Annotated in this window: 22 protein-coding genes and 1 pseudogene; 7 read left to right on the top strand and 16 right to left on the bottom strand. The window is 52.9% G+C overall.

Annotated elements, in window-relative coordinates; genetic code table 11:
- Positions 1–80: 80 nt before the first annotated feature.
- From ECL_RS01980 to ECL_RS01960, 5 genes are read right to left on the bottom strand one after another with little or no spacing between them, the layout of a single operon-like run.
- Positions 81–824: a DUF2786 domain-containing protein gene (locus tag ECL_RS01980; RefSeq protein WP_013095147.1), complete on the bottom strand. Its 744-nt coding sequence runs from the start codon at positions 822–824 to the stop codon at positions 81–83.
- Positions 814–1,071, bottom strand: coding sequence for a TraR/DksA C4-type zinc finger protein (locus tag ECL_RS01975; protein WP_007372573.1), 258 nt, complete (start codon positions 1,069–1,071; stop codon positions 814–816). Before ECL_RS01975 ends, ECL_RS01980 begins: the two co-directional genes overlap by 11 nt.
- Positions 1,064–2,770 (bottom strand): ParB family protein, encoded by a 1,707-nt coding sequence (locus tag ECL_RS01970; RefSeq protein WP_007372572.1) that lies wholly within the window; start codon positions 2,768–2,770, stop codon positions 1,064–1,066. The genes ECL_RS01975 and ECL_RS01970 overlap by 8 nt, the downstream gene beginning before the upstream one ends.
- Positions 2,767–4,131, bottom strand: coding sequence for an SPI-7-type island replicative DNA helicase (dnaB-PI, locus tag ECL_RS01965; RefSeq protein ID WP_044158999.1), 1,365 nt, complete (start codon positions 4,129–4,131; stop codon positions 2,767–2,769). Before dnaB-PI ends, ECL_RS01970 begins: the two co-directional genes overlap by 4 nt.
- Positions 4,124–5,008, bottom strand: a complete 885-nt coding sequence (locus tag ECL_RS01960; protein ID WP_013095145.1) for a ParA family protein — start codon at positions 5,006–5,008, stop codon at positions 4,124–4,126. Before ECL_RS01960 ends, dnaB-PI begins: the two co-directional genes overlap by 8 nt.
- Positions 5,009–5,837: 829 nt before the next feature.
- Between ECL_RS01960 and ECL_RS01955 the strand changes: the two genes are divergently transcribed.
- The 3 genes from ECL_RS01955 to ECL_RS01945 all read left to right on the top strand — a co-directional run bounded on the left by ECL_RS01955 (position 5,838) and on the right by ECL_RS01945 (position 9,138).
- Complete coding sequence (locus ECL_RS01955; protein WP_023293471.1) at positions 5,838–6,425, top strand: hypothetical protein; 588 nt, start codon at positions 5,838–5,840, stop codon at positions 6,423–6,425.
- Between the two features lie 346 nt (positions 6,426–6,771).
- A complete protein-coding gene (locus ECL_RS01950; RefSeq protein ID WP_013095144.1) occupies positions 6,772–7,968 on the top strand; it encodes a tyrosine-type recombinase/integrase in 1,197 nt (398 codons plus the stop codon).
- A 49-nt stretch (positions 7,969–8,017) separates the two neighbouring features.
- Positions 8,018–9,138 (top strand): IS3-like element ISSen4 family transposase gene (locus ECL_RS01945; RefSeq protein WP_144340281.1). Its coding sequence is split into 2 segments (ribosomal slippage): positions 8,018–8,276 and positions 8,276–9,138, totalling 1,122 coding nucleotides; the frame shifts between segments, so codons are not numbered across the junction.
- Between the two features lie 49 nt (positions 9,139–9,187).
- On the opposite strand, the gene ECL_RS01940 is transcribed toward ECL_RS01945, so the two are convergent.
- Positions 9,188–10,435 carry a sensor domain-containing diguanylate cyclase gene (locus ECL_RS01940; RefSeq protein ID WP_013095143.1) on the bottom strand — a complete coding sequence of 416 codons (1,248 nt, stop codon included), beginning with the start codon at positions 10,433–10,435 and terminating at the stop codon, positions 9,188–9,190.
- A gap of 211 nt (positions 10,436–10,646) precedes the next feature.
- Positions 10,647–11,627, bottom strand: a pseudogene (locus tag ECL_RS01935) (IS5-like element IS5 family transposase).
- Between the two features lie 274 nt (positions 11,628–11,901).
- On the opposite strand from ECL_RS01935, the gene ECL_RS01930 reads away from it, so the two are divergent.
- A protein-coding gene (locus ECL_RS01930) for an IS3 family transposase (RefSeq protein WP_088581786.1) occupies positions 11,902–13,049 on the top strand; the annotation gives its coding sequence in 2 pieces (ribosomal slippage) (positions 11,902–12,139 and positions 12,139–13,049; 1,149 coding nt in all).
- A gap of 1,116 nt (positions 13,050–14,165) precedes the next feature.
- Here the strand turns inward: ECL_RS01930 and ECL_RS01925 are convergent.
- The gene (locus ECL_RS01925; protein ID WP_014830351.1) at positions 14,166–14,486 is read right to left on the bottom strand and encodes a FaeA/PapI family transcriptional regulator; all 321 of its coding nucleotides are present in this window, start codon (positions 14,484–14,486) and stop codon (positions 14,166–14,168) included.
- Between the two features lie 168 nt (positions 14,487–14,654).
- Here ECL_RS01925 and ECL_RS01920 point away from each other — a divergent pair, with 168 nt between their 5' ends.
- Genes ECL_RS01920 through ECL_RS01910 form a run of 3 tightly spaced genes read left to right on the top strand, consistent with a single transcriptional unit; the run spans position 14,655 to position 17,067 of the window.
- Positions 14,655–15,383 carry a winged helix-turn-helix domain-containing protein gene (locus ECL_RS01920; protein WP_023621694.1) on the top strand — a complete coding sequence of 243 codons (729 nt, stop codon included), beginning with the start codon at positions 14,655–14,657 and terminating at the stop codon, positions 15,381–15,383.
- Positions 15,376–15,843 (top strand): FidL-like protein, encoded by a 468-nt coding sequence (locus ECL_RS01915; protein WP_044158991.1) that lies wholly within the window; start codon positions 15,376–15,378, stop codon positions 15,841–15,843. Before ECL_RS01920 ends, ECL_RS01915 begins: the two co-directional genes overlap by 8 nt.
- Before the next feature lie 51 nt (positions 15,844–15,894).
- Positions 15,895–17,067, top strand: a complete 1,173-nt coding sequence (locus ECL_RS01910; protein ID WP_013095138.1) for an HD domain-containing protein — start codon at positions 15,895–15,897, stop codon at positions 17,065–17,067.
- Positions 17,068–17,103: 36 nt separating this feature from the next.
- Here ECL_RS01910 and ECL_RS01905 read toward each other — a convergent pair whose 3' ends face one another.
- From ECL_RS01905 to ECL_RS01870, 8 genes are read right to left on the bottom strand one after another with little or no spacing between them, the layout of a single operon-like run.
- On the bottom strand, positions 17,104–17,841 hold the full coding sequence (locus ECL_RS01905) for an SDR family oxidoreductase (protein ID WP_044158989.1): 738 nt from the start codon (positions 17,839–17,841) through the stop codon (positions 17,104–17,106).
- A gap of 1 nt (position 17,842) precedes the next feature.
- Positions 17,843–18,094, bottom strand: coding sequence for an acyl carrier protein (locus ECL_RS01900; protein ID WP_013095136.1), 252 nt, complete (start codon positions 18,092–18,094; stop codon positions 17,843–17,845).
- Positions 18,081–18,884: a hotdog family protein gene (locus tag ECL_RS01895; RefSeq protein ID WP_013095135.1), complete on the bottom strand. Its 804-nt coding sequence runs from the start codon at positions 18,882–18,884 to the stop codon at positions 18,081–18,083. The genes ECL_RS01900 and ECL_RS01895 overlap by 14 nt, the downstream gene beginning before the upstream one ends.
- Positions 18,881–20,134, bottom strand: coding sequence for a beta-ketoacyl-[acyl-carrier-protein] synthase family protein (locus ECL_RS01890; RefSeq protein WP_013095134.1), 1,254 nt, complete (start codon positions 20,132–20,134; stop codon positions 18,881–18,883). Before ECL_RS01890 ends, ECL_RS01895 begins: the two co-directional genes overlap by 4 nt.
- Positions 20,112–21,494, bottom strand: a complete 1,383-nt coding sequence (locus tag ECL_RS01885; protein WP_044158987.1) for a TolC family protein — start codon at positions 21,492–21,494, stop codon at positions 20,112–20,114. The genes ECL_RS01890 and ECL_RS01885 overlap by 23 nt, the downstream gene beginning before the upstream one ends.
- Positions 21,491–23,422 carry an ABC transporter permease gene (locus ECL_RS01880; RefSeq protein WP_013095132.1) on the bottom strand — a complete coding sequence of 644 codons (1,932 nt, stop codon included), beginning with the start codon at positions 23,420–23,422 and terminating at the stop codon, positions 21,491–21,493. Before ECL_RS01880 ends, ECL_RS01885 begins: the two co-directional genes overlap by 4 nt.
- Positions 23,423–23,425: 3 nt before the next feature.
- The gene (locus ECL_RS01875; protein ID WP_013095131.1) at positions 23,426–24,577 is read right to left on the bottom strand and encodes an efflux RND transporter periplasmic adaptor subunit; all 1,152 of its coding nucleotides are present in this window, start codon (positions 24,575–24,577) and stop codon (positions 23,426–23,428) included.
- Positions 24,567–26,681, bottom strand: coding sequence for a peptidase domain-containing ABC transporter (locus ECL_RS01870; RefSeq protein WP_013095130.1), 2,115 nt, complete (start codon positions 26,679–26,681; stop codon positions 24,567–24,569). Before ECL_RS01870 ends, ECL_RS01875 begins: the two co-directional genes overlap by 11 nt.
- Positions 26,682–26,683: the final 2 nt, after the last annotated feature.

The following is a 26,683-nucleotide window of genomic DNA, read 5'->3' as shown; positions in this document are numbered from 1 at the left end:
CACCTCCTGATATCGCCCGGTCAGCGATGAGCAGAACATCAAAAAGCCAGCCCGACAGGCAGGCACTCCATAAAAGAACGTCAGTCATGTGCATGCCCTCCCGCCGTTATCTGCCGGGAAGCCTGTGCGCCACTGAGACCATGATGGAGGTCGATATCGCGACCTGCGAAAAAACCGGCCACCCGGGCCGTTCTGTCACCCCGGCATTTGCCTGCAGACCGGACCGCCATATCTTCCAGCGGCTCGCCTGCATGACGCCGGACCAGCCAGCGCTGCAGTACGGCGTTCTCTTCCCCCGAGGGTGCAAAGGACTGCAACACCTGCCAGACGCCGGATACCCAGCCCTCGCGGAACTGGTCTGCCCGGCGACGGCGCGTGCGCAGAAGAATGCGGCGCGTGCGATACCCGGACATATGTGCGTCTGTGGCGGCACGCAACTGCCGCTGGAGAACGGTATAGATGTAGAGCGCCACCTCCGGTCGTTCGCTGAATCCATAAAAGTGCAGTGAACGGCGCACGCTGCTCACGCCCTGTGGACTGACATGAACATGCCAGCCAAACCAGCAACGGCAGCCCGTGGCCATACAGACCACGGTTGCCAGCGAGCTCAGCCAGGCCGGCACCTTTTCTGCATCACTGGTCAGGCTGAAACAGACTGACTCACTGACATCACTGAGGGAAAGCATGTCCGGCGTCAGCCCGTGGCGCTGCATCAGCCGCTGTGCCAGCGCCACCGCACGCGCGGCTTCATGCGGGTTGCTGTTGCGGGTGCCCAGCGCCATCAGGCGCCGGATACGGGCAGTGATTTTTGCGTTATCCGACATGGCGCATCCCCCTGCCACCGTCGGCCCGGTGACGGTTTTTCATCTCTTTTACCTCCTGGCAACCGGCACAGAGCTCCACGCCCGGAACCGCAAGCTGACGGGCAACCGGAATAGCCGCACCGCAGCATTCGCAGAACGCTTTTGACGGTGTTGCAGAGTTTACCTTTGCCCGGATGGCATCGATGCCGTGCTGGATGAACAGAGCTGTACTGGCCTGGGCCATTTCATCATTCAGATCATCAGACATTTTCCCCTCCTTTCGCAGCGAGTCGCTGCAGTTCACGCAGACGGCGGATAACGCGGATAAGGCGCATTGTTTTCACGACCGTGATATCGTCGAATACGGCCATGTCAGCCGGTGACTGAGAACCGAAGAAATTCAGGCAGAACATAAACATATTGAACTGCCTGTTGGGGAGCGAGCCGGACAGGCCCGCCAGGAAGAGGACAAATTCGCTGCCGGTTTCGGAGACGGCAAAGCCTGCTGACTGAGGGTTTTTATCCTCCCGCACATTGTCCGCGCAGCCCATCGCCTCAGCAATCTCGAAGACAAGCCGGTAAGCCATATCCTGCAGGTGCTCAATATCATCCTGGAGGGCCGGGATGTGCCAGATATCACTGACGGGCTCAAGTCCGGTTGCGGCAAAGGCGACCGAACTGACGGACGCAGCCGGGGACGCATTCTCCTCGCCAAATGCTGACATCAGTGTGTCCGGGCTGAAATCAGGGAGAGAAATGCTGTCAGGGTCAGCCGTTTCGCCAGAAATGACCGGCCGTCCGCCAAACAGATCATTCTGTACTTCACGACGTGGTTCACTGCCGGCGGTCATCAGTGCGTTCACAGGCAATTCAGCATCTGCGGGCAGTTCCGGTGCCGGCTCAGGGCGTCCGGGTGTGGTCAGCGTGCCGCTGCGCAGTCCCGTGACCGGCGTTTCAGATGCAGTATCCGGAGGCAGGACAGTCACCTGCGGCTCCGGGGGTTCACGACCTGCCGCTTTTTCCTGTGGTGGCGTCAGTACGGGCAGCGGAGGCGGCTCACCAAACTGCTCACGGCGTTTCTGCTCGCGGGGGTCCAGTTCAATCATCCAGCGGTCATAGTTCAGGCTGGGATGTGGCAGCGCCTTAACCAGCTGACCGATAAACTCATCACGGAATGTCTCATATGCATAACTGTCAGGATCGTCAAACCCCTGGCAACTCGCCTCAAAGACCTGATCGAACGAACACTGCGGGGAGGACTCATGTGCGAACTGCGACCAGACCTTTCCTGCCTGGGAACGAATGCGCAGCAGTGACAGCACCTGCAGACGTGCCAGACCACTGTTGAGCAAGTTCGGGATGCAGGGCCAGAGATATTTTATGGTATCCTCCATCCTACTGATGGTTGAATAGTCAATAGGATAGCCTTCAAGGTTTAAAAGATCGGATAGTTCTCGCAGAGTCACTGGACGTCCCATCAGCTCTTCCTGAATGGCTCTGGCACTGTGTACACCAAACGCTTTATCTATGTAACTCAGGTCTCCTCTGACTTCGTTTTCTGCCAGGTGCCCGACCAGACATTTCAACCGTCCTGGCCAGGGTTTAAAAATAGTGTGAACGCGATAGAAACGCTCATCACCAGTCTCCTGCCACAGTTCGCAGAGGATCTGATACCGGGTGTTACCCCCGTCGCTGAAAATGTAAACGTCTTCGCCGTCCGGATCGCGTGTCACTTTCGGTACCTGGACCAACCCACAGGCCCTGATGGAAGCCTTGATTTCATCGAAATGTGGGTTACGGCTCTTGCGGGGGTTGTCCGGATTAGGGCGCAGTTGGTCAAGAGTGAGGACCATTGCCATCTCGCTGACTGGCAGGGGGACTGCGGCGGGAACCGCATCACCCTGAGCCGGGGTTTTGCCGCGCTGCAGCATGGCCGCGCCAAGATTAAGATTACGGACGTTGCTCATGCGCTCCTCCCCGGTCGGCCCGCGACGTCAGAAAAACGGGTAAAACGACCTTCATACTGCAGGCGGATCGTCCCCGTGGGTCCCTGGCGCTGTTTACTGATAATGATTTCAGCAATCCCTTTATCCTCGGTGTTTTCGTGATAGACCTCATCGCGATAAATAAAGACGATGACGTCAGCGTCCTGCTCCAGGGCACCGGAATCACGTAAATCACCGTTGTTGGGGCGCTTATCCGCGCGGCTTTCAAGCTGGCGGTTCAGCTGTGACAGTGCCACCACCGGACACATCATCTCTTTGGCCAGCGCTTTTAGTGACCTGGAGATTTCCGCAATTTCCTGCGTGCGGTTTTCCTGATCCGGGCACCGCATCAGTTGCAGGTAATCGAGCCCGATAATCGACGGGTGACCGTAGCGGCGGGCATTGCGCCGGGCGCGGATACGCAGCATCGCCGGCGTCAGTGAGCCGGTATCATCAATGATGAGACTGTCGTTGAGATCACCCATCAGCAATGCCGACGCGTCTGTTGCACGAGCCCAGTCCTCATCATCCATCAGCCCGCTTTTAAGATGCGTGAGGTCAATACTGCCAAGCGACGCGAGCATACGCATCAGGATCTGTTCGGTGGGTTGCTCCATACTGTAAAGCTGCCCCTTTGAGCCGGATTTTTTCATCAATGAGTTCAGTAGCAGGCTAATGAGAAGCGCTGTTTTCCCCATCGAGGGACGAGCCGCAATAAGTACCAGGTCACCCGCCTGGAGACCACTGGTCATGGCATCAAGTTCTTCAAAACCTGTTGGCGTACCGGTAATACCGTCAGGCACATTGCATCGCCGCTCCAGTTCTGGCAGCAGCCTTTCCATCCCTTCAAGCAGCGTGACGCCCTGCTCTGGTTCAGCGCGCTCTGCCAGACGGGTAATTTTCTGCTCGGCGGTCTCCATCACCCTGTCAATATCGGTGCCAGGTGTCCTGACTGATTCGGTGATTTCAGCGCCAATGGAGGCCAGTTGCCTTGCCCGGCTGGTTCTGGCCACAATGTCACAGTACGCAACGATATTTGCCGCACTCGGGGTGTTTTTACTGAGCTCAGCCAGGTAGGCAAAACCACCTAGTTGTTCAAGGGCATCTTTACCGCGACTTTCGATACTCTCCGAGAGCGTAATCAGGTCAAGCGGCTTTCCTGCCGCAACCAGACGGGTCATTTCCTGATAGATAACTTTATGGACTTTCTGGAAAAAATCATCAGCACTCAGACGGAGTGCCACTTCATCCCAGCGGTCGTTATCCAGCATAAGACCCCCGATGACAGACTGTTCAGCATCAGGGGAATAAATCCCCGGTATATTTCTGCGATCGTCAGACACGCTCACCTCCCTTTGCCAGCGTATCGAAAAGGCTTACCCATTCAGGGAACAGTTCGCAGGCGAGGCCATGCATAGAATCAAATGCGGAATCGCTTTTACGGCTGGTTTTCTTCTCAAGGCGGTGCACTGGCTGACCTGCTGCATGCCCCTGCTTATAAACGTCCAGGTCATAAATGCGGGTCTGGAGCATATCGATGACGATCTTATCTGCATGCTGACTGTAATCGCCGCTTACTATGATGTTTTCGGCCTGTTCAACTGTGGTTTTCGCGAGCAGCGTATAATCCATACAATTAACCAGCATATGTATGCGTGGGAGACTGATACCAAAAGCCATATACGGGATCAGTTCTTCCATCAGAGCTACAGTTCCACGCATAAATTCACGAACATCCGGCAGAACAGGTTTAACCATCCCAATCATTTCGCCGGTAGCGGCCAGAATAATCAGTTCGGACATCACTGAACGTGAACCCTGTGAATCAATCAAAATGACGTCATACTGACTGAAAACCTGATTTGACAGTGCATTACGAAGACGCACGCGTCCGTCAGGAACATTGAGCATATAGGTAGGTAAAAGGTTTCGAGGGTCATTGGAGACGATGACATCAAGGTTATCGATCGTGGTGCGGGAAATAATATTTTCAGCTTTTGATAGGTCTACGGTCTGCATGAGCAGTTCGTATAGGCCGCAGGGTGCTTCATATGCTAACGGGTAGATACTGCTGGCGGTAGGCTGAGCATGGTCGCCGTCAATAATAAGGGTTTTTATGCCTGCATCGGCGAGAAAACCACCGAGATTAGCGGCCTGGGTTGATTTCCCCTCGCCACCTTTGGTAGAAACTACGGGTACAACTTTCGTTTTTGAATGCATTTCGTCACCTGAATAACATTATTCAGATGAGAACGATTGCTCACTTCACTGCTTTCCAAAAACACGGGGATTGAAAATCCCCGTGTCCTTGGTTCGATTCCGAGTCCGGGCACCAATATTCATAGGGCCTCGCTGCAAAGCGGGGCTTTTTCCTTTTCTGGCTACGGTAGATTTCTGGTCGTTGCAACACGTTATTTGTTTGCTGGATTTCTCGCCATTTTCGCAGATGTTCGTTACTTTTAGACACCTCAACACCCTCTGATGTGCCTTCCCTCACCTCACAGCTACGGTCTTTCTACGGTCCTTTACGGTTCCTTTCTCTAAGATTATTCATAATGAAGCAGAGAATACGGGGGAAATGGGGGATTTCATAATTTACTTTATTTAACAACAGATTACCTGCCATCACCCCCGGGGGAAGACCGGGGAGACTCCTCTTCAGGCAAGGGGGTGAACTCAGCGCCATCAACTCCCCTTGTCAGTCGGGGGTATCCACCATCTCCTCCACCTGTAATATTCGCATTTAAACCTTTCATTTCTTAACATTGCCTGAATCTCCCGCCCTCCACGTCATCATAGAATAATTTATCAGGGGTGATAGTAATTGAGCGAAACGTATTGGAACTTAGACCTTAGGGTCAAATCTGAGCAAAAAGTGGAAGTAAAAAATGATTCTGACCACTGATGGCCTATTTCAAACATCGCTGAGAGTTAATCAACAAGAAGCAGGCCAAAGGGATGAAAATTGATCCAAATACTGGTGTAGAAAAAAGGTATATTAGGATAGTTTCCTGGCGCTCTCGACCGAATATGAATTAAAGGTAACATCATGGATACACATACACCCTACAACTGCAATGACATAGCCAGACTTGCATTGGCTATGCACGGCCACAGCTATTTCTTCTCACTCCGCCGCCATCTCAACATTAACTTTAGCCGGGACTTGAACGGAAGCGGAACACAGGGTTTATTCATCAAAAAACAAAACGTTGATATTGATTTAATTAAGGTAATTTTTGATTATACCGACAACAAAAACGATGATTTCCTCTATGAGGCTGATCTCATCAAAGATCAACGTAAGGACTATGAACCCACAGTTAACAGAGGTAAACACCGGTTCGTTGCCAAACAAATCGAGCTAAATATCGACTGGAACGGTAATGAAATCCAGCAGTGGAGAGCGGATATCGAACGACTAACGAGATCGCACGATAATCTTGAGGACTGGTTAAAAAACGGCTCGGAGATGCTGGTATGTTGCGCCTCTGGATTTTTTTGTCGTCTCCCCACAATCCTTACTTTGAACGACCTTAAGCAGTATGTTGCAATGGGAGTAACTCTAGAAGACCTTAAAACTCGGCTCAAGTGCTCGAAATGTGGTAAACGTGGGTCCAAAGTCACAGTATTTTGATTAATTATCTAAGCAAGACTCGCCATGTCGTCCATAACGACATCGTTAAAAAGAGTGGACTTCAACATGTCAAATTTTAGCAAAGCACGCTCTTTGCCCTTATCACATGTAATTATATCCGACTGAAACACATATTATTTCTGTGAACTTTTCCCCAACGGCAATTTTTCTCCTTAAGACCAGAAGCAGACCGTAAAGCCTGCTCTCTCTGCATCTCCCATCTTCATTCATCCCATGTGGCACCAGCATTCCCTTCGCCACACCAGAAAATCAACTCAGCCATTAACAGCGCCGTGCCGGGGATGGGTCAACCCTGACGTTCTTTAAACCAGTCACAGGAGGTTATATGTCCAGCCCGAAACGCTTCCGTTTTACTAATCAGCTCATTAAATCCCTGCCCCCTAACACATCCGATGCACGCAGTACCGATGCCGAATACAGCGACACCGAGATTTCCGGCCTCAAGTGTCTGGTCAGCAGAAGAGAAGGTCGTAAAAAGTTTTTGCTACGCTACCTTTATCATGGACGAAAACGCGCCATCGCCATTGGTCACTGGCCTGAAGTGGACGTCAATCTTGCTCGTCAGATTGCCATAGAACACAAACGTTCCCTTGCCACCGGCACTGACCCTAAGCAGGAGCGTGAAAACAAGAGAATGGAGCTGACGTTCGATGAACTCTTTAATCAGCATTATCTGCCATGGGCAAAATCCGCTAAACGCAGTTGGGGAAAGGATGTTCAGCGCTACCGCGATCATATCCGTCCAGCCATTGGTCAGAGGCTGCTGAGCGATATCACACCAGCGAGCATTCTGCGCCTTCAGCAGACGTTAAGTACTTCCCTGTCAGCGGCTACCTGTAACCGTGTCATCGTACTCATTAAAGCCGTCTTTACATGGGCCGGAAGGCAAAGCATGACCTCTGTTCATCCGGCAAGGGTGGTACAGCTTCTCAGGGAGAACAACGCCCGACAGCGCTATTTCACCGAGGACGAAATTCGTCGTATTTTTCTCTCCGCCGATAACGATACCAGCCCCGTCGCGGCCCGCTATGTCAAACTGTTGTTACTGACCGGCCTTCGTCGTGATGAGCTGCGTCTGGCTAAGTGGGAGCATGTTGACCCGGTTAAACGCACCCTGTGGCTCCCTGAAACCAAGAATGGCTATGGACGGATTGTTCACCTTAACTCACTGGCGATGGACGTAATCAGAACGCTGCCAACGCAGCGGGGAAATCCGTGGTTGTTTATTGGTAAAAAACAGGGAATGCCGCTGAGTAACCCGGTTAAAGCCTTTCAGCGTATCGTGCGTCGGGCGGGAATTTTCGACAAGGAAGTGTGTATTCATACCTGCCGCCATTCGGTTGCCGCCCTCATCGTGTCCTACGGCGGAACACTGTATGACGTTCAGGCTCAACTGGGGCACCGCAGCAGTCAGTCTTCACAACGGTATGCGCACCTTCATCCTCAGCGCTTACAAAACACCAGCCAACTTCTGGCGGAAAGGATAACAGCTCAGCTACCTGACCTGCTCCCCGTTGATTAGTACACCCCGATGTTAGTAATGTCTTCATAAGCCACATGAGGACATCCCCATGAAGAAGCGTTTTTCCGACGAACAGATCATCAGTATTCTCCGCGAAGCCGAAGCTGGGGTACCCGCCCGTGAACTCTGCCGCAAGCATGCCATTTCCGATGCCACGTTTTACACCTGGCGTAAGAAGTATGGCAGTATGGAGGTGCCTGAAGTTAAGCGCCTGAAGTCGCTTGAGGAAGAGAACGCCAGACTCAAGAAGCTGCTTGCCGAAGCCATGCTGGATAAAGAGGCGCTTCAGGTGGCTCTTGGGCGAAAGTACTGACGACAGACCAGAAGCGGGAAGCCGTGATGTTGATGTGTGATGCGACCGGTCTGTCGCAACGTCGTGCCTGCAGGCTTACAGGTTTATCCCTGTCGACCTGCCGCTATGAGGCTCACCGTCCGGCTGCTGATGCGCATTTATCAGGGCGCATCACTGAGCTGGCACTGGAGCGCAGGCGTTTTGGCTACCGTCGTATTTGGCAGTTGCTGCGCCGTGAAGGGCTTCATGTTAATCATAAGCGCGTGTACCGGCTTTATCACCTCAGTGGCCTGGGCGTAAAACGCAGAAGACGTCGTAAAGGGCTGGCAACAGAACGTCTGCCGCTGCTCCGTCCGGCGGCGCCCAATCTGACCTGGTCGATGGATTTCGTCATGGACGCACTTTCCACCGGTCGCAGGATCAAGTGTCTTACCTGCGTCGATGATTTCACAAAGGAATGCCTGACGGTCACTGTTGCCTTTGGGATTTCAGGCGTTCAGGTCACGCGTATTCTGGACAGCATTGCACTGTTTCGAGGCTATCCGGCGACGATAAGAACTGACCAGGGGCCGGAGTTCACTTGCCGTGCACTGGATCAATGGGCCTTTGAGCATGGTGTTGAGTTGCGCTTAATCCAGCCGGGCAAGCCAACGCAGAACGGATTTATTGAGAGCTTTAACGGACGATTTCGCGATGAATGTTTGAATGAGCACTGGTTCAGCGATATCGTTCATGCCAGGAAAATTATTAATGACTGGCGGCAGGATTATAACGAATGCCGCCCGCACTCCACGCTGAATTATCAGACACCGTCTGAATTTGCAGCGGGCTGGAGAAAGGGTCATTCTGAGAATGAAGATTCCGACGTTACTAACTGAGTGTTGTATCTAATCGTGGGGGCAGGTCAAACATGCTACTGGTGAACGCTTACGCTAACGTTAGTTGGTTTCGACCATTACGTTTTGACTTATACAAGGCTTCATCGCAACGGCTGATCAGCTGCTCTAAACTTTCTTTCTGAAATAATGATGCAACTCCCAGTGACACGGTGACCTTGCCTACATTCTGAAACTGCTCTGAAGCAATTCGCAATCGCAAGCGTTCAGCTAATTCTGCCGCTACCATATCAGTGCAATTCTCAAGCAGGATCAAAAACTCCTCTCCGCCCCAACGAATTACCCGATCATTACCCCGAACCGACTTTCGAAGTAGACCCGATACTTGAGCTAAGATCTGATCACCAACAGGATGCCCAAAGCTATCATTAATCTGCTTAAAGTGATCAATATCGCAAAGAATTAGACTCATGGGCTCTTCCCGGCTAAGAGTAAAGCTATAAGCCTCGCTTAACAACGCCTTACCATGATTGCGGTTAAACAAACCAGTTAGTTGATCCACTGTTGCCGATTCACGTAGCGCTTGCTCTTCACGAAGTCGCTCAGTGACATCTTTTCCAACACTAACATAGTTAGTAATGTTACCAGCGTGGTCTTTGATAGCGGAGATACTCTGCTCAGAATGATACAAGGTACCGTCTTTACGTTTATTAATGAAAATTGCCTGGAACGTCTTTGCTGTCATTAAAGATGCTTTTACGTTCTTGTAAAAGTCATCGTCTTGTAAGCCTGACTTGAAAAGTGATGGTGTATTGCCGATTAATTCTGATTCTTCATAATCGCTTACCTGGCAAAACGCTTGATTGGCAAAGATTATCTTAGCTTGCGCATCGGTAACGAGTATCGGCTGTGCTGCGGCATCCAATGCCTGACCAAGAATTTTACTGGTCTCTTCAACCTTGGCATACGCAGTCATATCTTGCTGCACTGAAACAAAGTGCGTGATGTCGCCCTCTTCATCTCGTACCGGTGAGATATTCCAGCGCACCAAATATGGCAAACCATCTTTGCGGTAATTAGTGGTCATACCCTCAAAGTATTCACCACTGCTAAGACAATTTCTAAGCCGGTTAATCACCTCCTGATCTGTAGCAGGACCTTGTAACATCTTCAAGGACTGACCATACAACTCATCAATTGCGTAACCTGTCATCTGACAAAAAGCAGGATTCGCAATTTTTACAGGATATCCTGCTGCTCTGTCAGCACTGGTAATCACCACCGCATTCCAAGACTGCATGACAGCCATTTGCAGCAAGCTAAGTTCAGAACTTCCCATCGAGTTTTTCTCTTCCGCTTAAAACAAAATACTGACATGAACAGCTTATATAATCAAGGCCTTAAGGAAGGCGCGAATAAGCGGGGAAATTCTTCTCGGCTGACTCAGTCATTTCATTTCTTCATGTTTGAGCCGATTTTTTCTCCCGTAAATGCCTTGAATCAGCCTATTTAGACCGTTTCTTCGCCATTTAAGGCGTTATTCCCAGTTTTTAGTGAGATCTCTCCCACTGACGTATCATTTGGTCCGCCCGAAACAGGTTGGCCAGCGTGAATAACATCGCCAGTTGGTTATCGTTTTTCAGCAACCCCTTGTATCTGGCTTTCACGAAGCCGAACTGTCGCTTGATGATGCGAAATGGGTGCTCCACCCTGGCACGGATGCTGGCTTTCATGTATTCGATGTTGATGGCCGTTTTGTTCTTGCGTGGATGCTGTTTCAAGGTTCTTACCTTGCCGGAGCGCTCGGCGATCAGCCAGTCCACATCCACCTCGGCCAGCTCCTCGCGCTGTGGCGCCCCTTGGTAGCCGGCATCGGCTGAGACAAATTGCTCCTCTCCATGCAGCAGATTACCCAGCTGATTGAGGTCATGCTCGTTGGCCGCGGTGGTGACCAGGCTGTGGGTCAGGCCACTCTTGGCATCGACACCAATGTGGGCCTTCATGCCAAAGTGCCACTGATTGCCTTTCTTGGTCTGATGCATCTCCGGATCGCGTTACTGCTCTTTGTTCTTGGTCGAGCTGGGTGCCTCAATGATGGTGGCATCGACCAAGGTGCCTTGAGTCATCATGACGCCTGCTTCGGCCAGCCAGCGATTGATGGTCTTGAACAATTGGCGGGCCAGTTGATGCTGCTCCAGCAGGTGGCGGAAATTCATGATGGTGGTGCGGTCCGGCAAGGCGCTATCCAGGGATAACCGGGCAAACAGACGCATTGAGGCGATTTCGTACAGAGCATCTTCCATCGCGCCATCGCTCAGGTTGTACCAATGCTGCATGCAGTGAATGCGTAGCATGGTTTCCAGCGGATAAGGTCGCCGGCCATTACCAGCCTTGGGGTAAAACGGCTCGATGACTTCCACCATGTTTTGCCATGGCAGAATCTGCTCCATGCGGGACAAGAAAATCTCTTTTCTGGTCTGACGGCGCTTACTGCTGAATTCACTGTCGGCGAAGGTAAGTTGATGACTCATGATGAACCCTGTTCCATGGCTCCAGATGACAAACATGATCTCATATCAGGGACTTGTTCGCACCTTCCCTAGGTTTTCCTGCCGTCACATTAATATGAGCATTTCTCTTAACCAGCGAAGGTCTTTGGGCGCCTATCTCTGCCGCTACCTGGGAGATTAGGTCTTCAACACTCGAAAGATGTTCTGATGAAGCAAGTTTCTTTTCTGCGTATGAATCGCCACGGGTTTAACAGACACCTCAGAGTCATTTAAGATGGCTTAAAGAGAGGTGCCCATGAGCGGTAAGCGTTATCCCGAAGAGTTTAAAACTGAAGCAGTCAAACAGGTTGTTGATCGCGGTTATTCTGTTGCCAGCGTTGCAACACGTCTCGATATCACCACCCACAGCCTTTACGCCTGGATAAAGAAGTACGGTCCGGATTCTTCCGCTAATAAAGAACAGTCAGATGCTCAGGCCGAGATCCGCCGTCTCCAGAAAGAGCTGAAGCGGGTTACCGACGAACGGGACATATTAAAAAAAGCCGCGGCGTACTTCGCAAAGCTGTCCGACTGAGGTACGCCTTTATCCGTGACAACACCTGTTGCTGGCCTGTTCGCCTGCTCTGTCGGGTGCTGGATGTTCATCCCAGTGGTTTTTACGCCTGGCTTCAGCAGCCGCATTCACAACGCCATCAGGCAGACCTGAGACTGACAGGACAGATTAAACAGTTCTGGCTGGAATCGGGATGCGTCTATGGTTATCGCAAAATCCATCTGGATCTGCGGGACAGCGGGCAACAGTGCGGAGTGAACAGAGTCTGGCGACTGATGAAACGTGTCGGGATAAAGGCTCAGGTCGGATACCGGAGCCCGCGGGCACGTAAAGGCGAGGCCAGTATCGTGTCGCCCAACAGGCTCCAGCGACAGTTCAATCCGGATGCTCCGGATAAGCGTTGGGTAACGGACATAACCTACATCAGGACCCACGAAGGCTGGCTGTATCTTGCCGTGGTTGTTGATCTGTTCTCACGCAAAATTATCGGCTGGTCCATGCAATCCCGGATGACAAAGGACATTGTCCTGAACGCACTGCTGATGGCTGTATGGCGCCGTAATCCCCAAAAACAGGTGCTGGTTCATTCGGATCAGGGCAGTCAGTACACAAGCCATGAGTGGCAGTCGTTCCTGAAATCACACGGCCTGGAGGGCAGCATGAGCCGTCGCGGTAACTGCCATGATAATGCGGTTGCAGAAAGCTTTTTCCAGTTGTTGAAACGCGAACGGATAAAGAAAAAGAGCTACGGAACGCGGGAAGAAGCCCGCAGCGATATTTTTGATTACATCGAAATGTTTTATAACAGTAAGCGTCGGCATGGTTCCAGCGATCAGATGTCACCGACAGAATATGAAAACCAGTATTATCAACGGCTAGGAAGTGTCTAGATTATCCGTGGCGATTCAGTATTCAGGAAAGCTTTCGCAAACTTTGATTGCCAATTGCCTGGCGGTAAACGGAACATTAGGGCTTGCCTTAAGTACGAACAAAGTCATACCAATCAATGTTTTAGTTTTATGACTAACAAGAAAATCTGAGTCAGCTTTTATTTTGTTCACACCCTATCCTTTTGTGCTTCAACGAGACCAAGAGCCTAGAACAACAGAACTCTTCTTTATTCTCTCCAACTATATCAAAATTGCTCCACGTAGTAGTAACCTTAGTTACTGTAATTGCTTTAAGTGAGGTTTACCGTGACTATCTCGAACTTTCAATATGTTCACGATCTAGCCAATGTCATGAAACATCAAGAGCTTTCGAAGAAAACAAACTTATCTTAGTAAACCTTAACCTGAGGACGTCAGCTGTTGCAGCTCATAACAACCAGAATCAGCCCAGATATCTCTGAAGAGCTAATTGCTTTAGCTTGCTCATTATGAAGTACTCTCACCTAATGCAATATAGTTGTTAGAACTGGGATACGAAGATGGGCCATCTTAAACCAAGGCAATTTGATGGTAGGATTATGGTAGTTTCGAAACACCGTATTTAAGCATTGCTTACATCATATTGCAGCAAACTTAAACATTTTCTCAAGGCAAACCAGTAAAAAACTGTTAGTGCTGATAGAGCATTTGGTCTTTTTTGAAGGGATTGAAAATCCCCGTGTCCTTGGTTCGATTCCGAGTCCGGGCACCACTATTTAAAGAACCCAGCCTATGGCTGGGTTTTTGCTTTTCAGCGCCAAAACACCGGGGGCATTCCCCTCAGATGACTTTCAACGTCAAACTATTCACGCTTCCCCATCTACTCTCCATGGCCCCTCGGTGCATGATTCACTCGTACGTAAAGCAGGGCATTTAGCTGCAATACAACAATATTATTTTGAATCAAAAAACATGAATTCATAAGTATTAATACAGGAACGTTAATACATTTATTGGGAATTTTCTTAACGTCCTGCGAGATTATAATTAGTATTTTTCAAAAGTCTTAGATATATCTATTTGACTTCCGTGCCATTGTTGCAAATAAAAATACCCCTTGTTAGAATGCAAACATAATTATGTCGCATCCTTTGACAAAAACCACTGATGATGCTTTTGCATTTTATCCCGTATAACCTGGCCATATTTTTCCAGCGGAAGAAGTAAGTGTCTAACTTTATAAATTGAAATACCGCACAGATTGGCAAGCTCCCTCGTGGACAGTCCCTGCGTGCTATGATCTTTAAGTAAATTGAGAATCAACATTTGTTCCGGGCCTCTGATCATCGCCAGACCACTTATTCCCATTTCCGCCGCTAACATCTGCAGATTGTCGTGAGGTGCGTTGTAGCCTGGATGTACAGCCTCCGGGTTGTATGAACACAGTGAGAGTTTCATTGTCGACTCCTGAGTTTTGAAGGAGTTAACAGTATGAAATCCCTTGAGTCAACCAGCAACATTAGCTTCAAATGAAAGTAAAAACAGGGTTTTTATCTGGCTTTCATACTGTTTTATCAAAAACAGTCGGTATGTGAGAGAAAAGTAGGGCTTAGGGAGGAGAGGGATATGAGGTACGATATTGAGGGATTTATCACTTTTGATACGGAGGATGCATCTCTCCTTAATGTGCTTACCGGGGATTGCGTTGAATTATCTCAGACATCGACGCGTCTATTAGCAGAATTACTCAATCACCGCGGCGATATCCTGTCCAGAAGTGAAATTTTTCATTCCGTGTTTGATCAGTACGGTGCCAGAGCATCAAATAGTAACCTCAATCAATATATCTCAACGTTACGCAGAAATCTGAACGACCTGGGCGTGGAAAAAGAGATTATCACTACCGTTCCCCGCATTGGTTTTAAGATTGCAGATGATGTCATCATCCATAACGACCGCGAGTATCGAACCCCGTTCCTGGAAGAAAAAACCTCAGAAGCCACGCGCAACCCCCCTCCTCCTTCGGTGTTTGAAAGGATAGCCCGAATAATCGCGCTAGGTATTGTGTCAATCCTTTTAGTAATAAGGCCTCACACCGTCGATTCAGGGAATAACGTACATAAAATAGTTGATGACCAATGCATCATTTTTACATCCCCCGCACTGTCGCTATGGGATGTAAAAAATAGCTTTCATTTTACAACACAACCATTCGACTGTTCGCAGCCAAAAGAACTGTACCTTTACAAGAAGCAGATAAATGGAACCTTAGGTAACATTATACAATTGCTACTCGTTGAGTGTGATAACGGTAACTGCGAAAGTTTTTATTACAGAGAAAAAAACAATGTCTAAGCGCGTCTTTTTCCTGTTACTCTGCCTCGCTCTCTTCCTGGCGGGGGGGATGTATTCATTTACCAGCCCCGCTGTTTTCTCCTGCGAATCGCAATTTTCTGTCGTACAAAACATTAACGGCAAAAGTGTCCATGCTGAAGGGCTGATTTTTATCAACATGGCGAACGATCATATCCTCATGAATATCGATGGGTTACTCTCTCATGACAATAAAAACCAACTGATTTCGCGAACGCTCAAGATAAAATACAAAAAATTTAACCCCAGCGCGAATTTATATCAAGTCACGAGCGTCCGCACCCTGCGCGACAGCACAGATAATATTGATGACACTGTCGCCATAAATTTATTATTTGGCAAAGGGCCAGACGACAAAATAATTTACCTTAATAAACTCAATAATAATACATTACTCTTTGGTAACCACACATTTCCGCAGTATGGTTGCAAACGAAAATAATTTGTGTGGTTTTCTTAAACGAAGCACAGCGTAAGTTAAATTTTCAATATCATGAATATAAACTTAATAGAATCACTGGCTTGCATCTCAAAAATAATAGACATGATCAATCCTCGGCTTAACTTGCATCATGTCAGAACGGCGTATATTGCCTGGCTCCTGGCACGAGAGTCGCAGTTTACGCCTGCGCAATGTCGGAAAACCCTGCTGGCGGCCCTGCTTCATGATATTGGAGGACTGAATGAAGAGTCTCGCCTCCAGCCTATGAGCTATTACGATAATGAACTCAATAACCACGCTGCTGTGGGAGCGGAATTGCTGGCCAGTGTCCCTTTACTGAATCCGCTGAACGCCATTGTGCGATATCATCATACCCACTGGAATAATGGTCGGGGGGCGTGTGTTAATGGCATTAAAACCCCGAAAGAAAGCCATATCATTTATCTGGCCGATCGTCTGGATGTATTAATCTCTCACTACCGGGCCAGCGATATCATCACCGCACAAGAAGAAATTATAAAAATTATTGTCAGCGGTGAGAACGACCTGTTTCAACCTGACTATATCCATGCCTTCCAAAGGGTCGCAAGCAGGGATCATTTTTGGCTAAGAATTCAATCAACAGAGTTTGACGATTATATTAAAGAAATCCCCCGCATTCATAACGACCCCCTCTCATTACACAACTTTCGCGATATCGCCGGTATGCTGGCGTTTATTATAGATGGATTCAGTCAACATGGGGTTCAGCACTCTCTGGTGGTCGGGCGAATATCGGGATACCTTGCCAGAGAAATGGGTATTCCTCCCGTGCAGTGTTTAAAGATTGAAATCGGAGGGCTATTGCATAATCTCCCGAGCCTGGCCCTGTGCGCCACACCGGCACAGACCGATGAGGGAAAAGCAGTTTGGGATGAGCTCTATCCTATTGAGGCAATAAGAGACATAGCAGGATGGTGTCAGCTTCAGAAATCCGTAGATGCAAAATCCGCTTATCCGCCGGAAGTGACGATTATCAAAGCCAGCATTTGGCTGGCCTCGTTACTTCAGGGGGTCACGCTATCGTCCGAATTTAAGGCCCGGGTAGGTGAAACGGCGGAAATCGCCCCCGCGCTGGCGGGTGTCGTGCAGCAACACAGTGCGATTTTATTACAGATATTCCATGAGTCGGTCAAAGAACGACGCGCTCTGGTACAGCGAATTAATCAACTAACCCTGTCATGAGCCGCGGGAAGTCGCCCTTCTCGCGGCTGCCTTAACTCAGGCTGACAGCCCTCCGTCCAGTACCAGCGTTTGCCCGGTGAGATAGCGGCTTCCTTCTCCGGCCAGAAAGGCAACAGCGTGCGCCACGTCCTGCGTTTGCCCCAGACGGCGTAAGGGAATGCTCTGCCGCATGGCTTTCAGGCGGGCTTCAGGGATAGCCTCAACCATTTCACCTTCAATCAGTCCCGGCGCCAGACAGTTAACCCGAATGCCAAAGCGTCCCATCTCCTGCGCCAGCGAACGCGTCAGGCCAATCATTGCGGCCTTACTGGCTGCATAGGCCGTTTGGCCGCTATTGCCCTTTATTGCCGTTACGGACGACATCAATACCACGGCTCCGCTCCCCTGCATCATCATGGCGGGTAAAAGCGTTCGGTTCCAGTTCACGAGCGCAACCAGGTTGTTCGTTAGCACATCCTGCCAGTCGCGTGCCGTTTGATGAATATGCAGTGCGTCACGGGTCATTCCGGCGTTGTGTACAATGGCCGCTGGTGCGCCAAACTCGTCAAGTAGCGACGTCGCCAGCCGTTGGACATCCGCCTCATCGCGGCCATCGCAGCGGTAACCTTTTACCCAGGTTGCCGTGCGCAGACCTTTCGCCTGCGCCAGCGTACGGCCAATTCCGGCCTCATTGCGGCCGGTAAACACAATGTTCCACTCGGGCAGAAGGTGGCTCACCAAAGCCTGTCCGATTCCTCTGCTGCCGCCGGTGATCAACATCCATCTCTTTGTCATCTCAGCCAGCCATTTCCTGGTCGATGTACAGACTCAAATCGCGAAGGGTCATATGCGGCTTTTTCATAAACATTTCGGCCGTGAGCGTCACGTTAAACTCGCGTTTCGCCAGTACCATCAGTTCAACATAATCGAGGCTGTCAAGTTCCAGCTGCGGCAGCGTCGTGTCCGGTGTCAGCGCCTCAAGCGGCAGATCTTTTGCATCAGCAATCATTTCGCTGATTTTGCTGTAGATGATTTCATACGAGTTCATTTGCATTTCCTTTTGTCAGCGGGCCAACTTTCAGCGTCACGGCACTGCTGATGTAGTGTTGTTGATAGCGGGTTTGCGCAGCAATTCGCACCACTGCGCCATATCTAAGATCGCCAACCACCGTGGCGGGTAATGTCTCTATCTCAAGCGGTTCCGGTAAAGGCACCGTCTGCCAGGGCGCGAGCAGATGGCTGTCAAAAACAACCTCCTGATGGGTCTGGACAACGGGATAGCGGGTAAACAACGCCTCCAGCGTATGACCAGACGGTATCAGCGGTGCGATGTCTTTCTGATGTAACAGCGCGGTATCCTGAAGAAGATGGCGAAACAGCAGGGCATCAAGAAAATGCCACTGCTGTGCGTGGGGAAGCAGGGGCAAAAACGTCTGATGTAGCGCGGCAATGGTTGATGCGCCGAGTTCTCGCTGACTTTCTGCTTCTGCCACAGCAAAAAGGTTAACCGGCGCGATAGCACATGAAAGGCAGACCGTTTGAGCGGTAAGATCGTACACGGAGGCTGAAACAGGCTTGTTGGGATCGCACATCAGAAGGTAAGTGGTATCCCGCCACAGCGGCCTGCGCAACCGCACGGTACACTTCAGAAAGGATGAGCGGCGAACTTCCGGACTGATGAACCGTTTGACATCCAGCAGGGCGCGCATACCGTGCACGCTGAGCCGGCTTCCCCCCTGCGATTTCACCCAGGCTTTATCAAAATGCACGGGGTTGTAATCCCCTGAAAATGCAGCCCATAGCCGCGCATCCTGTTGGCTGTAACGCAGCGTCATCATGAATGTTTCTCCAGAATCAACGCCGCGTTTGCGCCACCAAACCCAAAGCTCAGGTTGAGCGTACGGCGGATAGTGGCGTGACGATGCCCTTCAACGACATAATCCAGATCACAGCACTCATCCGCATGCTGAAAATTGGTCGTCGCGGGGATAATGCCGTTGGCAATGGCCTGCAGGCAGACGATGCTCTCGAACGCGCCTGCGGCTGAAATTAAGTGCCCGGAGTAAGACTTCGTGCTGGAAATGGGAACAGTCCAGACCGCCTCCCCCAGCGCCATTTTTAGCGATTGCGTTTCGTTGATGTCATTAAGCGGTGTCGAGGTACCATGAGCGTTAATATAGTCCAGGTGCTCGGGTTCAAGTCCGGCCTGCCGCAGCGCGGAGATGATGGTTTGCACGCGCGCAAGGCAGTCTTCAGCGGGCGAGGTAAAATCCCAGGCGTCAGAGAAATTGGCGTAACCCGTAATTTCGCCAAGAATGGTCGCGCCGCGCGCAAGCGCCCCCTCGCGCGACTCCAGACACAGTACCGCCGCCCCTTCCGACAGCACGAACCCATTACGGTGGGCACTGAAAGGACAGCTGGCGCGCTGCGGATCCTGCGTTTCTTTACTTAACGCCCCTAATACGTCGATATTCCAGATCGCGCAGGGACTGGTCAGCGACTCCCCGGCCCCCGCCAGCATCATCTGCGCTCTGCCGGTGCGGATCACCTCGTAGGCTTCGCCAATGGCGATGGTTCCCGTCGCACAGGCCGCTACCACGGTGTTCTGGAAGCCGTTGAGCCCCCAGAACTGGCTACAGGCGGCAGTGGTGACGCTAGGCATCGAATAAAAACAGTTAAACGGCGAGGCGAAGCCCGTTGCCGAAAAATCGCTCTGCGCATCGTAGCTTTCGTCCAGCCCTCCCCAGCCGGTCCCCATGATCGCGCCGCAGTCTAGCGGGCTATAGAACTCCTGCGGTGGCTGGCCGCCAAAAGCCATCGCCATGGCCTGACGCGCCGCGCCAAACGTGAGCCGGGCAAAACGCGGCAGACGGCGTCTGACGGCGGCAGGAACCCCAATCAGGCTGGGTTCGTTGTCCACCAGCCCGAGAAAATGGGTTTTGATATTCCGCGCCGTGTAATCGACGTAGCGATAGCCCAGCCGATAGTCCATGATCGCTTGCCAGCTCTCATCAGCCGTCACGCCAAGGGGGGTAACGGCCCCATAGCCGGTAACAACCACCCGATTATCTCCATTTTTCAGCTTCATCTTTTATCATCCTGTTTTGCGTGTCGCCCCCTTGTGCCAGCCAGAGCTGCAGCGTGGCGTAAAGGTAGTCGTACTGGGTTTGCGCTAGGGCGTTCTCTGTGTTCAGCAGATCGTCCTGCGCGTTGAGCAGCGTCTGGAAATCCACCGCACCTGCGCGATAACGGCTTTCCGTAAGGGATAATCGCCGCTGGCTAAGCGCCAGCGACTGATGGAGTCGGCTGCGTTGCTCATCTGCACTCAGCCGGTTTTCCATAGCCTCATCCACTTCAGCGAGTGCGGTATAGGCGGTAGAACGAAATGCGATCGCGGCCTGTTTTATCGCTAAATCCGCCTGCGCAACGGTGAGCTGACGGGTGTTCCACTGGATAAACGGCAAGGCCAGCGCGGCCCCTGTCGTACGGATAGGATCGCGGAACCACTGGCTAAAAACCTGGCTCCCGGCATTCAGAGACGCATCAAGCGAAAGCGTGGGGTAGAACTGCAGGCGAGCCGCGTCGTAACCCGCAAGCGCGGCGCGCAGGCGCGACTCAGCAGCCTGAATATCTGGCCGCTGAGCGATCACCCGTAGCGGCGTTTTTTGTGCCACAGGCACCTGCTGATGCACGTCCAGCTCGCGCAATTCATCGGCATGTTGTTCCGCCGGCCTGTTAAGCATCAGTGCCAGCGCACTGCGTGTGTTCTGGCGCTGCTGAATCAACGTTCTGAGCTGATTTTGCCGCGCCAGCAGCGCCTGCTGTGCTTGCAGAACATCAAGTTGCCCCACCTTTCCGGCGTTAAACCATGAGGACACCTGTTGCACGGTCTGTTCAGAGACAGTCAGACCGTCACGCTGATGGCGGATCTGCTGGTTATACAAGGCGATACGCCAGTAAAGCTGAGCGGTGAGGCCCATCGTTGAGAGAACGGTTGCACGGTAATCCTGCTCGCTTGCCCTGGCCTGCCATTCGCTTTGCTCACGGGTGCGCGCCAGTTTTCCCCACAGGTCCAGCTCCCAGGCGATGGCAACACTGCCGCTGTAGTTCTCCTGTGGAGGTGCCCCCCGACGCACATTTTTACTGTTACTGGCGGCTCCACTCACTCTGACGTCGGGGGAGATGTTGGTGCTGGTGAGTCCTGCCGCAACGCGTGCTTGCTGCAGCGTGAGGGCTGCCGCTGCAAGATCGTTATTGCTTTCCAGTACCTGTTCAATCACCCGAGACAGGCGGGGATCGCTAAAACGCCAGCCGTTTTCCGTCCCCTTTTCCGCCATCGTGGGCCACTGTGTGGGCAATGACAGCAGCGGGCGCTGGTAGTCGCTGCGGGTCATCGCGCGGCAACCCGCCAGGAGTAGCAGTACGGCTAAAAAGAGGTATCGTGTCATTCGCGAGCCAGCGCCTCCGTAGGGGAAAGGCGAGCCGCGCTGCGCGCCGGGAAATAACCAAACGTGAGGCCGATCGCAGCAGAAAAACCGCAGGCCATCAGCACCGGGAATACGGTAAACACCATTGAAAAGGCGTCCGTCACGAAGGCAAAAATATGCCCTGCCAGCCAGGCGCCTGACACCCCCACCAGGCCACCGAGCACGCAGATCATCACCGCCTCAATGAGAAACTGGTTCATGATGTCTGCGGGTCGAGCCCCCACGGATAATCGAATGCCGATTTCATGCGTCCGCTCCGTCACCGACACCAGCATGATATTCATCACACCCACGCCGCCCACCAGCAGCGAGATAGCCGCGATCGCTGTAATCAGAAGCGACATGGAGTCCGACGTTTTTTGCATGGCATTCGCCAGCCGATCGTCGGTTTGTATAAAGAAATCTTTTCGTCCGTGTTCCCGCAGCAGGTGGCGCTCCACGCGCTGCGCGGCCTCCTGTGATGTCAGCGGCGGCTGAAAACGCAGCACCAGCGACTCCAGCGGTATTTGCCCCGTCAGCCGCTGCTGCAAAGCAGTATGCGGAACCCACGCCGCCATGAAGCCCCCCACCACTTTCGGCCCGGGTCGAGTGGCCACGCCGATCACGCGCCACGGCGCACCGGCAATCTGCACAAGTGCACCGAGCGGATTTTCCCCACCGGGGAACAGCGTATCTCGCCCGGTTTCATCCAGGATCATAACCGGTTCACCTTCCGCAACATCGCGCGCCGTGAAGCCATTACCCTGAACAACGCGCAGCCCTTGCAGGGTGAAAAAGTCCTGTGATACCCCTGACAGCATCATCGAGGAATCCAGACCTTTGCGGACCGCGAGTGCAGTGCTGCTGACGACCGGCGAGACGCCCATCACCCACGGCAGCGCCTGCAAACTGCGCACGTCTTCCATCGACAGCGCGCGCGCCATGTCCGGACGCGCGTTGCCCCATCCGGTGCCCGGGCGGATCTCAAGCGTCGTATTTCCCAGCTTGCCTATCTCATCCACGATCGCCCGCCGCGCGCCTTCCCCTACCGCCATTGACGACACCACCGACGCGATGCCAATGATGATCCCCAGCATGGAAAGAAACGCACGCATACGGTGCCCAAGCAGTGCACGCCAGGCCATACGAACCGACTCGCGAAAACGGCTCACCAGCGACGCTCGGCCGTTGTCCTGCTCCGGCAGCAGCGTTGAGGGATGAACCTCAGCGTGCCGTACATCGCTGATGATTCGCCCGTCGCTAATCTCAATAATGCGCTGCGCCTGTCGGGCGATATCGCGGTCATGGGTAACGATAATCACCGTGTGCCCTGACGCATGCAGTTGATGCAGCACGCCCATCAGTGCCTTACCACGGGTACTGTCGAGCGCGCCGGTAGGTTCGTCTGCCAGGATAATGTGTGCACCGTTGATCAATGCCCGACAAATGCTCACCCGCTGCTGTTGTCCACCCGACAGCTCCGCTGGACGGTGCTGGAGACGGTTTTCCAGCCCGAGCTGAACAGCTAACCTCTGCACACGGACGGTACGCTCCTGTTCCGACATTGCGGTGTACAGCGCGGGAATGGCAATGTTTTCTTCTGCGGTCAGATACGGCATCAGGTGATAGCGCTGAAAAATGAATCCCAGGTAACGGCTGCGCAGATCGGCAAGGTAGAGGCTATCCGCGTTATGCACGGGCGTGCCGTTGATCAGGACTTCTCCGGACGTGGGCTTGTCCAGGCAGCCAATGATGTTCATCAGCGTGGACTTACCCGAGCCGGATGCCCCCACAATCGCCACCATTTCACCGCGATGAAAGGTCAGTGAAATATCACTCAGCACCGCTAACGTTTGAGTGCCCGCGTGGAATCGTCTGCACACCCGCCGTAATACGATAATCGGCTCCATCCGCTATCCTCGCTCCGTCTCTTGCTCCAGCACCACCTGTTCGCCCGCCTGCAGCCCTTCCAGCACTTCGGCGTACTGCCGATCTTGAATGCCAATGCGGATCGTGCGGGACTGCGTATTTCCATCTTTAACGGTGGTGATGGTGTAACGATCGGCATCCTGCGCCTGGCCCAGTGCGGCAACCGGAACACGCAGGACATTGCTGGCCCTGGCGATCTGAATAAATACCTGTGCCGTCATGGATGTTTTGAGCTCACGCCCGGCGTTAGGCACTTCGAACGTGCCGGTGTAGTAGACTGCCATCGCCTGCGCGTTCCCGCCCATACCTCTTTCACCGGACGCCTCCATCGCGTCCTGCGGCGCAGGCTGCACATAGCCCATGGTACTGGCGTAGCGTTTATCCGGATTGGCGATGACATAAAAACTGAGCGGCTGGCCGGGATGAATTTTTTGGACGTCCGCTTCTGAAATACGCGTTTGCACCTGCATCGTATCGAGATCCGCCAACACCAGGATGGTCGGCGCCGTTTGCGAAGAAACGATGGTCTGACCTTCACGGGTCACAATACCCAGCACCTCGCCGTCGACCGGCGCGACAATGCGGGTATAGCTGAGGTTGGCCTGCGCCGTTTTCACCGCCATTTCAGCCTGTGCAATCTGCGCCTCGCTCACCGCTATCTGCTGCACCTGCACAGCGTATTGCGACCTGGCCTGCTCAAACTCACTGCGCACCCCCGAGCCGTCGCGCTGCATCAGGCGCTGTCGGTCCAGCTCCTGGCGGTAGCGCAGCAACATTGCCTGCGCAGAGCGCTTTTGCGCTCGGGCGCTGGCAAGCTGCGCCTTTGTATTCCTGAGTTCCGATTCCTGTAACGTCGGGTCGATTTCTGCCAGCAGTTGCCCTTTCTTCACGCGCTCTCCCTGGCGAACATACAATTTCCGCAGCTGTCCGTTGACCTGCGCACCGACGTTAACCTGTACCGCCGGCTTCAGGATCCCCGTCACCAGCACCACCTTTTCGATGTCGCCGGTGCCGACAGTGTCCACGGGTAAACGCGTATGCGGTGAGGGCGAGGCCATAGACACCCAGACGCCCGCCATCGCGGCGACAAACGCCAGACCGCAGCCCAGCATCACCCAGCGAGATTTATGCTTCATCGCTCCCTTCCCGCAGGCTGAGCCTGCCGTCGACCAGGTGGTAAACCTGCTGAAAGCCCGATAAAACCTGCTCGCTATGCGTGACAACAATCAACGACTTACCGGCCCTGCGGCAGTGGGCGTGAACCGTTGCCATGACGATTGCCGCGGTTTCGTCATCAAGATTGGCCGTCGGCTCATCGAGCAATAACACCGGACGTGAGCTGTACAACGCGCGGGCCAGCAACAGGCGCTGACGCTGGCCGAGAGAGAGCGCCGCGTGGCTTTCGCGGATCAGAGCATCCAGACCACCCGGCAATGCACGCACCACGTCACCCAGCATGAGAGCATCAAGCAGGGCCTCAATCCGTCCGCGGTCACGCTCGCGGTAGTGCGCGTCGAATAAGGTGATGTTTTCACGCACCGAGGCGTTAAAAAGAATGTCCTCCTGGCTTTGCAAACAGACATACTGCGCCAGATGCGCGGCAGGCAGCGCGCGACCGGCGGCATAACATCCTCCTGCCTGAGGCGAAAACAGCCCGGCGATCAGCCGAAGTAAGGTACTTTTACCGGCCCCCGACTCCCCGACTATCGCGATCTGCTCACCCGCCGGCAGCGATAATGAGACAGATGAAAGGACGGGCACAGCGGGGTCATACCCGTAGCCAAGCGCCTCAAAGGCCAAAGCAGGCGTTGTATCCGCTGTCGGTACCGCGATCAGCGGCGCGGGCGCGCGTTCTCCTCCTGGAGCAAAGAGGGCATGTGCGCGGGTGTCGATCACGTGCAGCTGCGTTTTCTGGATGATGGCGTAGAAGATCCGCGTGACGTAGGACGTGAAGATTTGCCGCAGGAAGCTGTAGGCAAAAAAATCGCCCAGCGAGATCTGCTTGCCATGGACCATCGGCAGTACCACCAGCATAAACGCCACCATCTCCAGGCTACCGCATAGCTGATAGAGCCCTTCTTTCACCTGTTGATAGACCTTCTGGCGCTGTAGGCATGTGTAGAGCTCGCGGCTTAAGGCGGCAAACTGCGCCTGACGCTGCCCTTCCAGCCCGGCGGTTTTGACAGTCAATATGCCCTGAAGGGTCTCCATGAAAAAATCATTCAGCGCAGCGCTTTTCAGCTGTAGCTGCTGGGTAAACCAGCGATCGCGGATCACGGCCCAGACGCTGATGATCCCCATCACCGTCACGCCGATGGCGGAGATCGCCGCCAGGATGGGCGCGATCCAGAACATGATCGCCAGCGCGATCGCACCGATCACCCAATCGGAACGCAAACCATTATCCAGTTCGATCTTCTGCAGCAGGCCCATCTGCCAGGCCGTGAAGCGGCTGAAGATCTCCCCCGGCGCGCGTTTTTCAAAAAAACGGAGGGGGTTTTGAAGCATGCGAGAAAAGCCGACACCGCTGTGGATCAGCACAAAGCGTTTAATGTAGCGCTCGGCGATCGCCCGAACCCCCAGCGCCATCAGCGAAGAGACCACAAAGGCCAGAATAAACCAGCCGTACGGGAAGCCGCTGCTCTCAACGCTGGAGAAAGCTTTATTGATGGCACTACTCACCATCGTGGGCATCAGAAACAGCGTTAACGACACCATGAAGGTCAACAGCATCAGCCGATATATGCCCGGCACATCTGCCGTCTCCTTCATGCTCATCACCCGAGGCATGCTCTGTCCCGCTGTCGGTCGCGCCAGCGCGGGATCTGCAGCCAGCCTCTGCTCTGGCTCCACTATCAGGGCATAGCCGCTGATCTCCTGCTTAAGCGCGGCAAAAGGCAGCCACTGCTCGCCAATCGCCGGGTTCATCACGCAGACGTGGTTGCCTTTACGCCAGGCCAGCAGGACATAGTGGCTCGCGCCGTAGTGCAAAATGGCTGGCAGCGGCAGTTCACTGAGTTCGTGATGCTCAAACAGCACAGGGGCCGTCGCAATGCCCAACCGCGCCAGAATGGCCATCAGCGTGTCCAGCGACGTACCGTGGTCGGAGGCTGGAAAAATATCGCGCAGCGTTTCCAGTGAGATAGTCTGTCCCTGTGTTTGTGCCAGCATTGCTACACACGCCAGTCCGCATTCGTTGGTCTCTTCCTGAAAGATCAGATTCGGGATCGTGTTTTTCATTG

Source organism: Enterobacter cloacae subsp. cloacae ATCC 13047 (assembly GCF_000025565.1).
Classification (GTDB): Bacteria; Pseudomonadota; Gammaproteobacteria; order Enterobacterales; family Enterobacteriaceae; genus Enterobacter; species Enterobacter cloacae.
The sequence above is the reverse complement of the archived record's forward strand: the minus strand, read 5'-3'. Positions and strand labels throughout refer to the sequence as shown.

Coding starts and splice junctions, on each gene's coding strand:
- ECL_RS01980 (WP_013095147.1), bottom strand. CDS start 824: ATGTCGGATAACGCAAAAATCACTGCCCGTATCCGGCGCCTGATGGCG.
- ECL_RS01975 (WP_007372573.1), bottom strand. CDS start 1,071: ATGTCTGATGATCTGAATGATGAAATGGCCCAGGCCAGTACAGCTCTG.
- ECL_RS01970 (WP_007372572.1), bottom strand. CDS start 2,770: ATGAGCAACGTCCGTAATCTTAATCTTGGCGCGGCCATGCTGCAGCGC.
- ECL_RS01960 (WP_013095145.1), bottom strand. CDS start 5,008: ATGCATTCAAAAACGAAAGTTGTACCCGTAGTTTCTACCAAAGGTGGC.
- ECL_RS01955 (WP_023293471.1), top strand. CDS start 5,838: ATGGATACACATACACCCTACAACTGCAATGACATAGCCAGACTTGCA.
- ECL_RS01950 (WP_013095144.1), top strand. CDS start 6,772: ATGTCCAGCCCGAAACGCTTCCGTTTTACTAATCAGCTCATTAAATCC.
- ECL_RS01940 (WP_013095143.1), bottom strand. CDS start 10,435: ATGGGAAGTTCTGAACTTAGCTTGCTGCAAATGGCTGTCATGCAGTCT.
- ECL_RS01925 (WP_014830351.1), bottom strand. CDS start 14,486: ATGAAACTCTCACTGTGTTCATACAACCCGGAGGCTGTACATCCAGGC.
- ECL_RS01920 (WP_023621694.1), top strand. CDS start 14,655: ATGAGGTACGATATTGAGGGATTTATCACTTTTGATACGGAGGATGCA.
- ECL_RS01915 (WP_044158991.1), top strand. CDS start 15,376: ATGTCTAAGCGCGTCTTTTTCCTGTTACTCTGCCTCGCTCTCTTCCTG.
- ECL_RS01910 (WP_013095138.1), top strand. CDS start 15,895: ATGAATATAAACTTAATAGAATCACTGGCTTGCATCTCAAAAATAATA.
- ECL_RS01905 (WP_044158989.1), bottom strand. CDS start 17,841: ATGACAAAGAGATGGATGTTGATCACCGGCGGCAGCAGAGGAATCGGA.
- ECL_RS01900 (WP_013095136.1), bottom strand. CDS start 18,094: ATGAACTCGTATGAAATCATCTACAGCAAAATCAGCGAAATGATTGCT.
- ECL_RS01895 (WP_013095135.1), bottom strand. CDS start 18,884: ATGATGACGCTGCGTTACAGCCAACAGGATGCGCGGCTATGGGCTGCA.
- ECL_RS01890 (WP_013095134.1), bottom strand. CDS start 20,134: ATGAAGCTGAAAAATGGAGATAATCGGGTGGTTGTTACCGGCTATGGG.
- ECL_RS01885 (WP_044158987.1), bottom strand. CDS start 21,494: ATGACACGATACCTCTTTTTAGCCGTACTGCTACTCCTGGCGGGTTGC.
- ECL_RS01880 (WP_013095132.1), bottom strand. CDS start 23,422: ATGGAGCCGATTATCGTATTACGGCGGGTGTGCAGACGATTCCACGCG.
- ECL_RS01875 (WP_013095131.1), bottom strand. CDS start 24,577: ATGAAGCATAAATCTCGCTGGGTGATGCTGGGCTGCGGTCTGGCGTTT.
- ECL_RS01870 (WP_013095130.1), bottom strand. CDS start 26,681: ATGAAAAACACGATCCCGAATCTGATCTTTCAGGAAGAGACCAACGAA.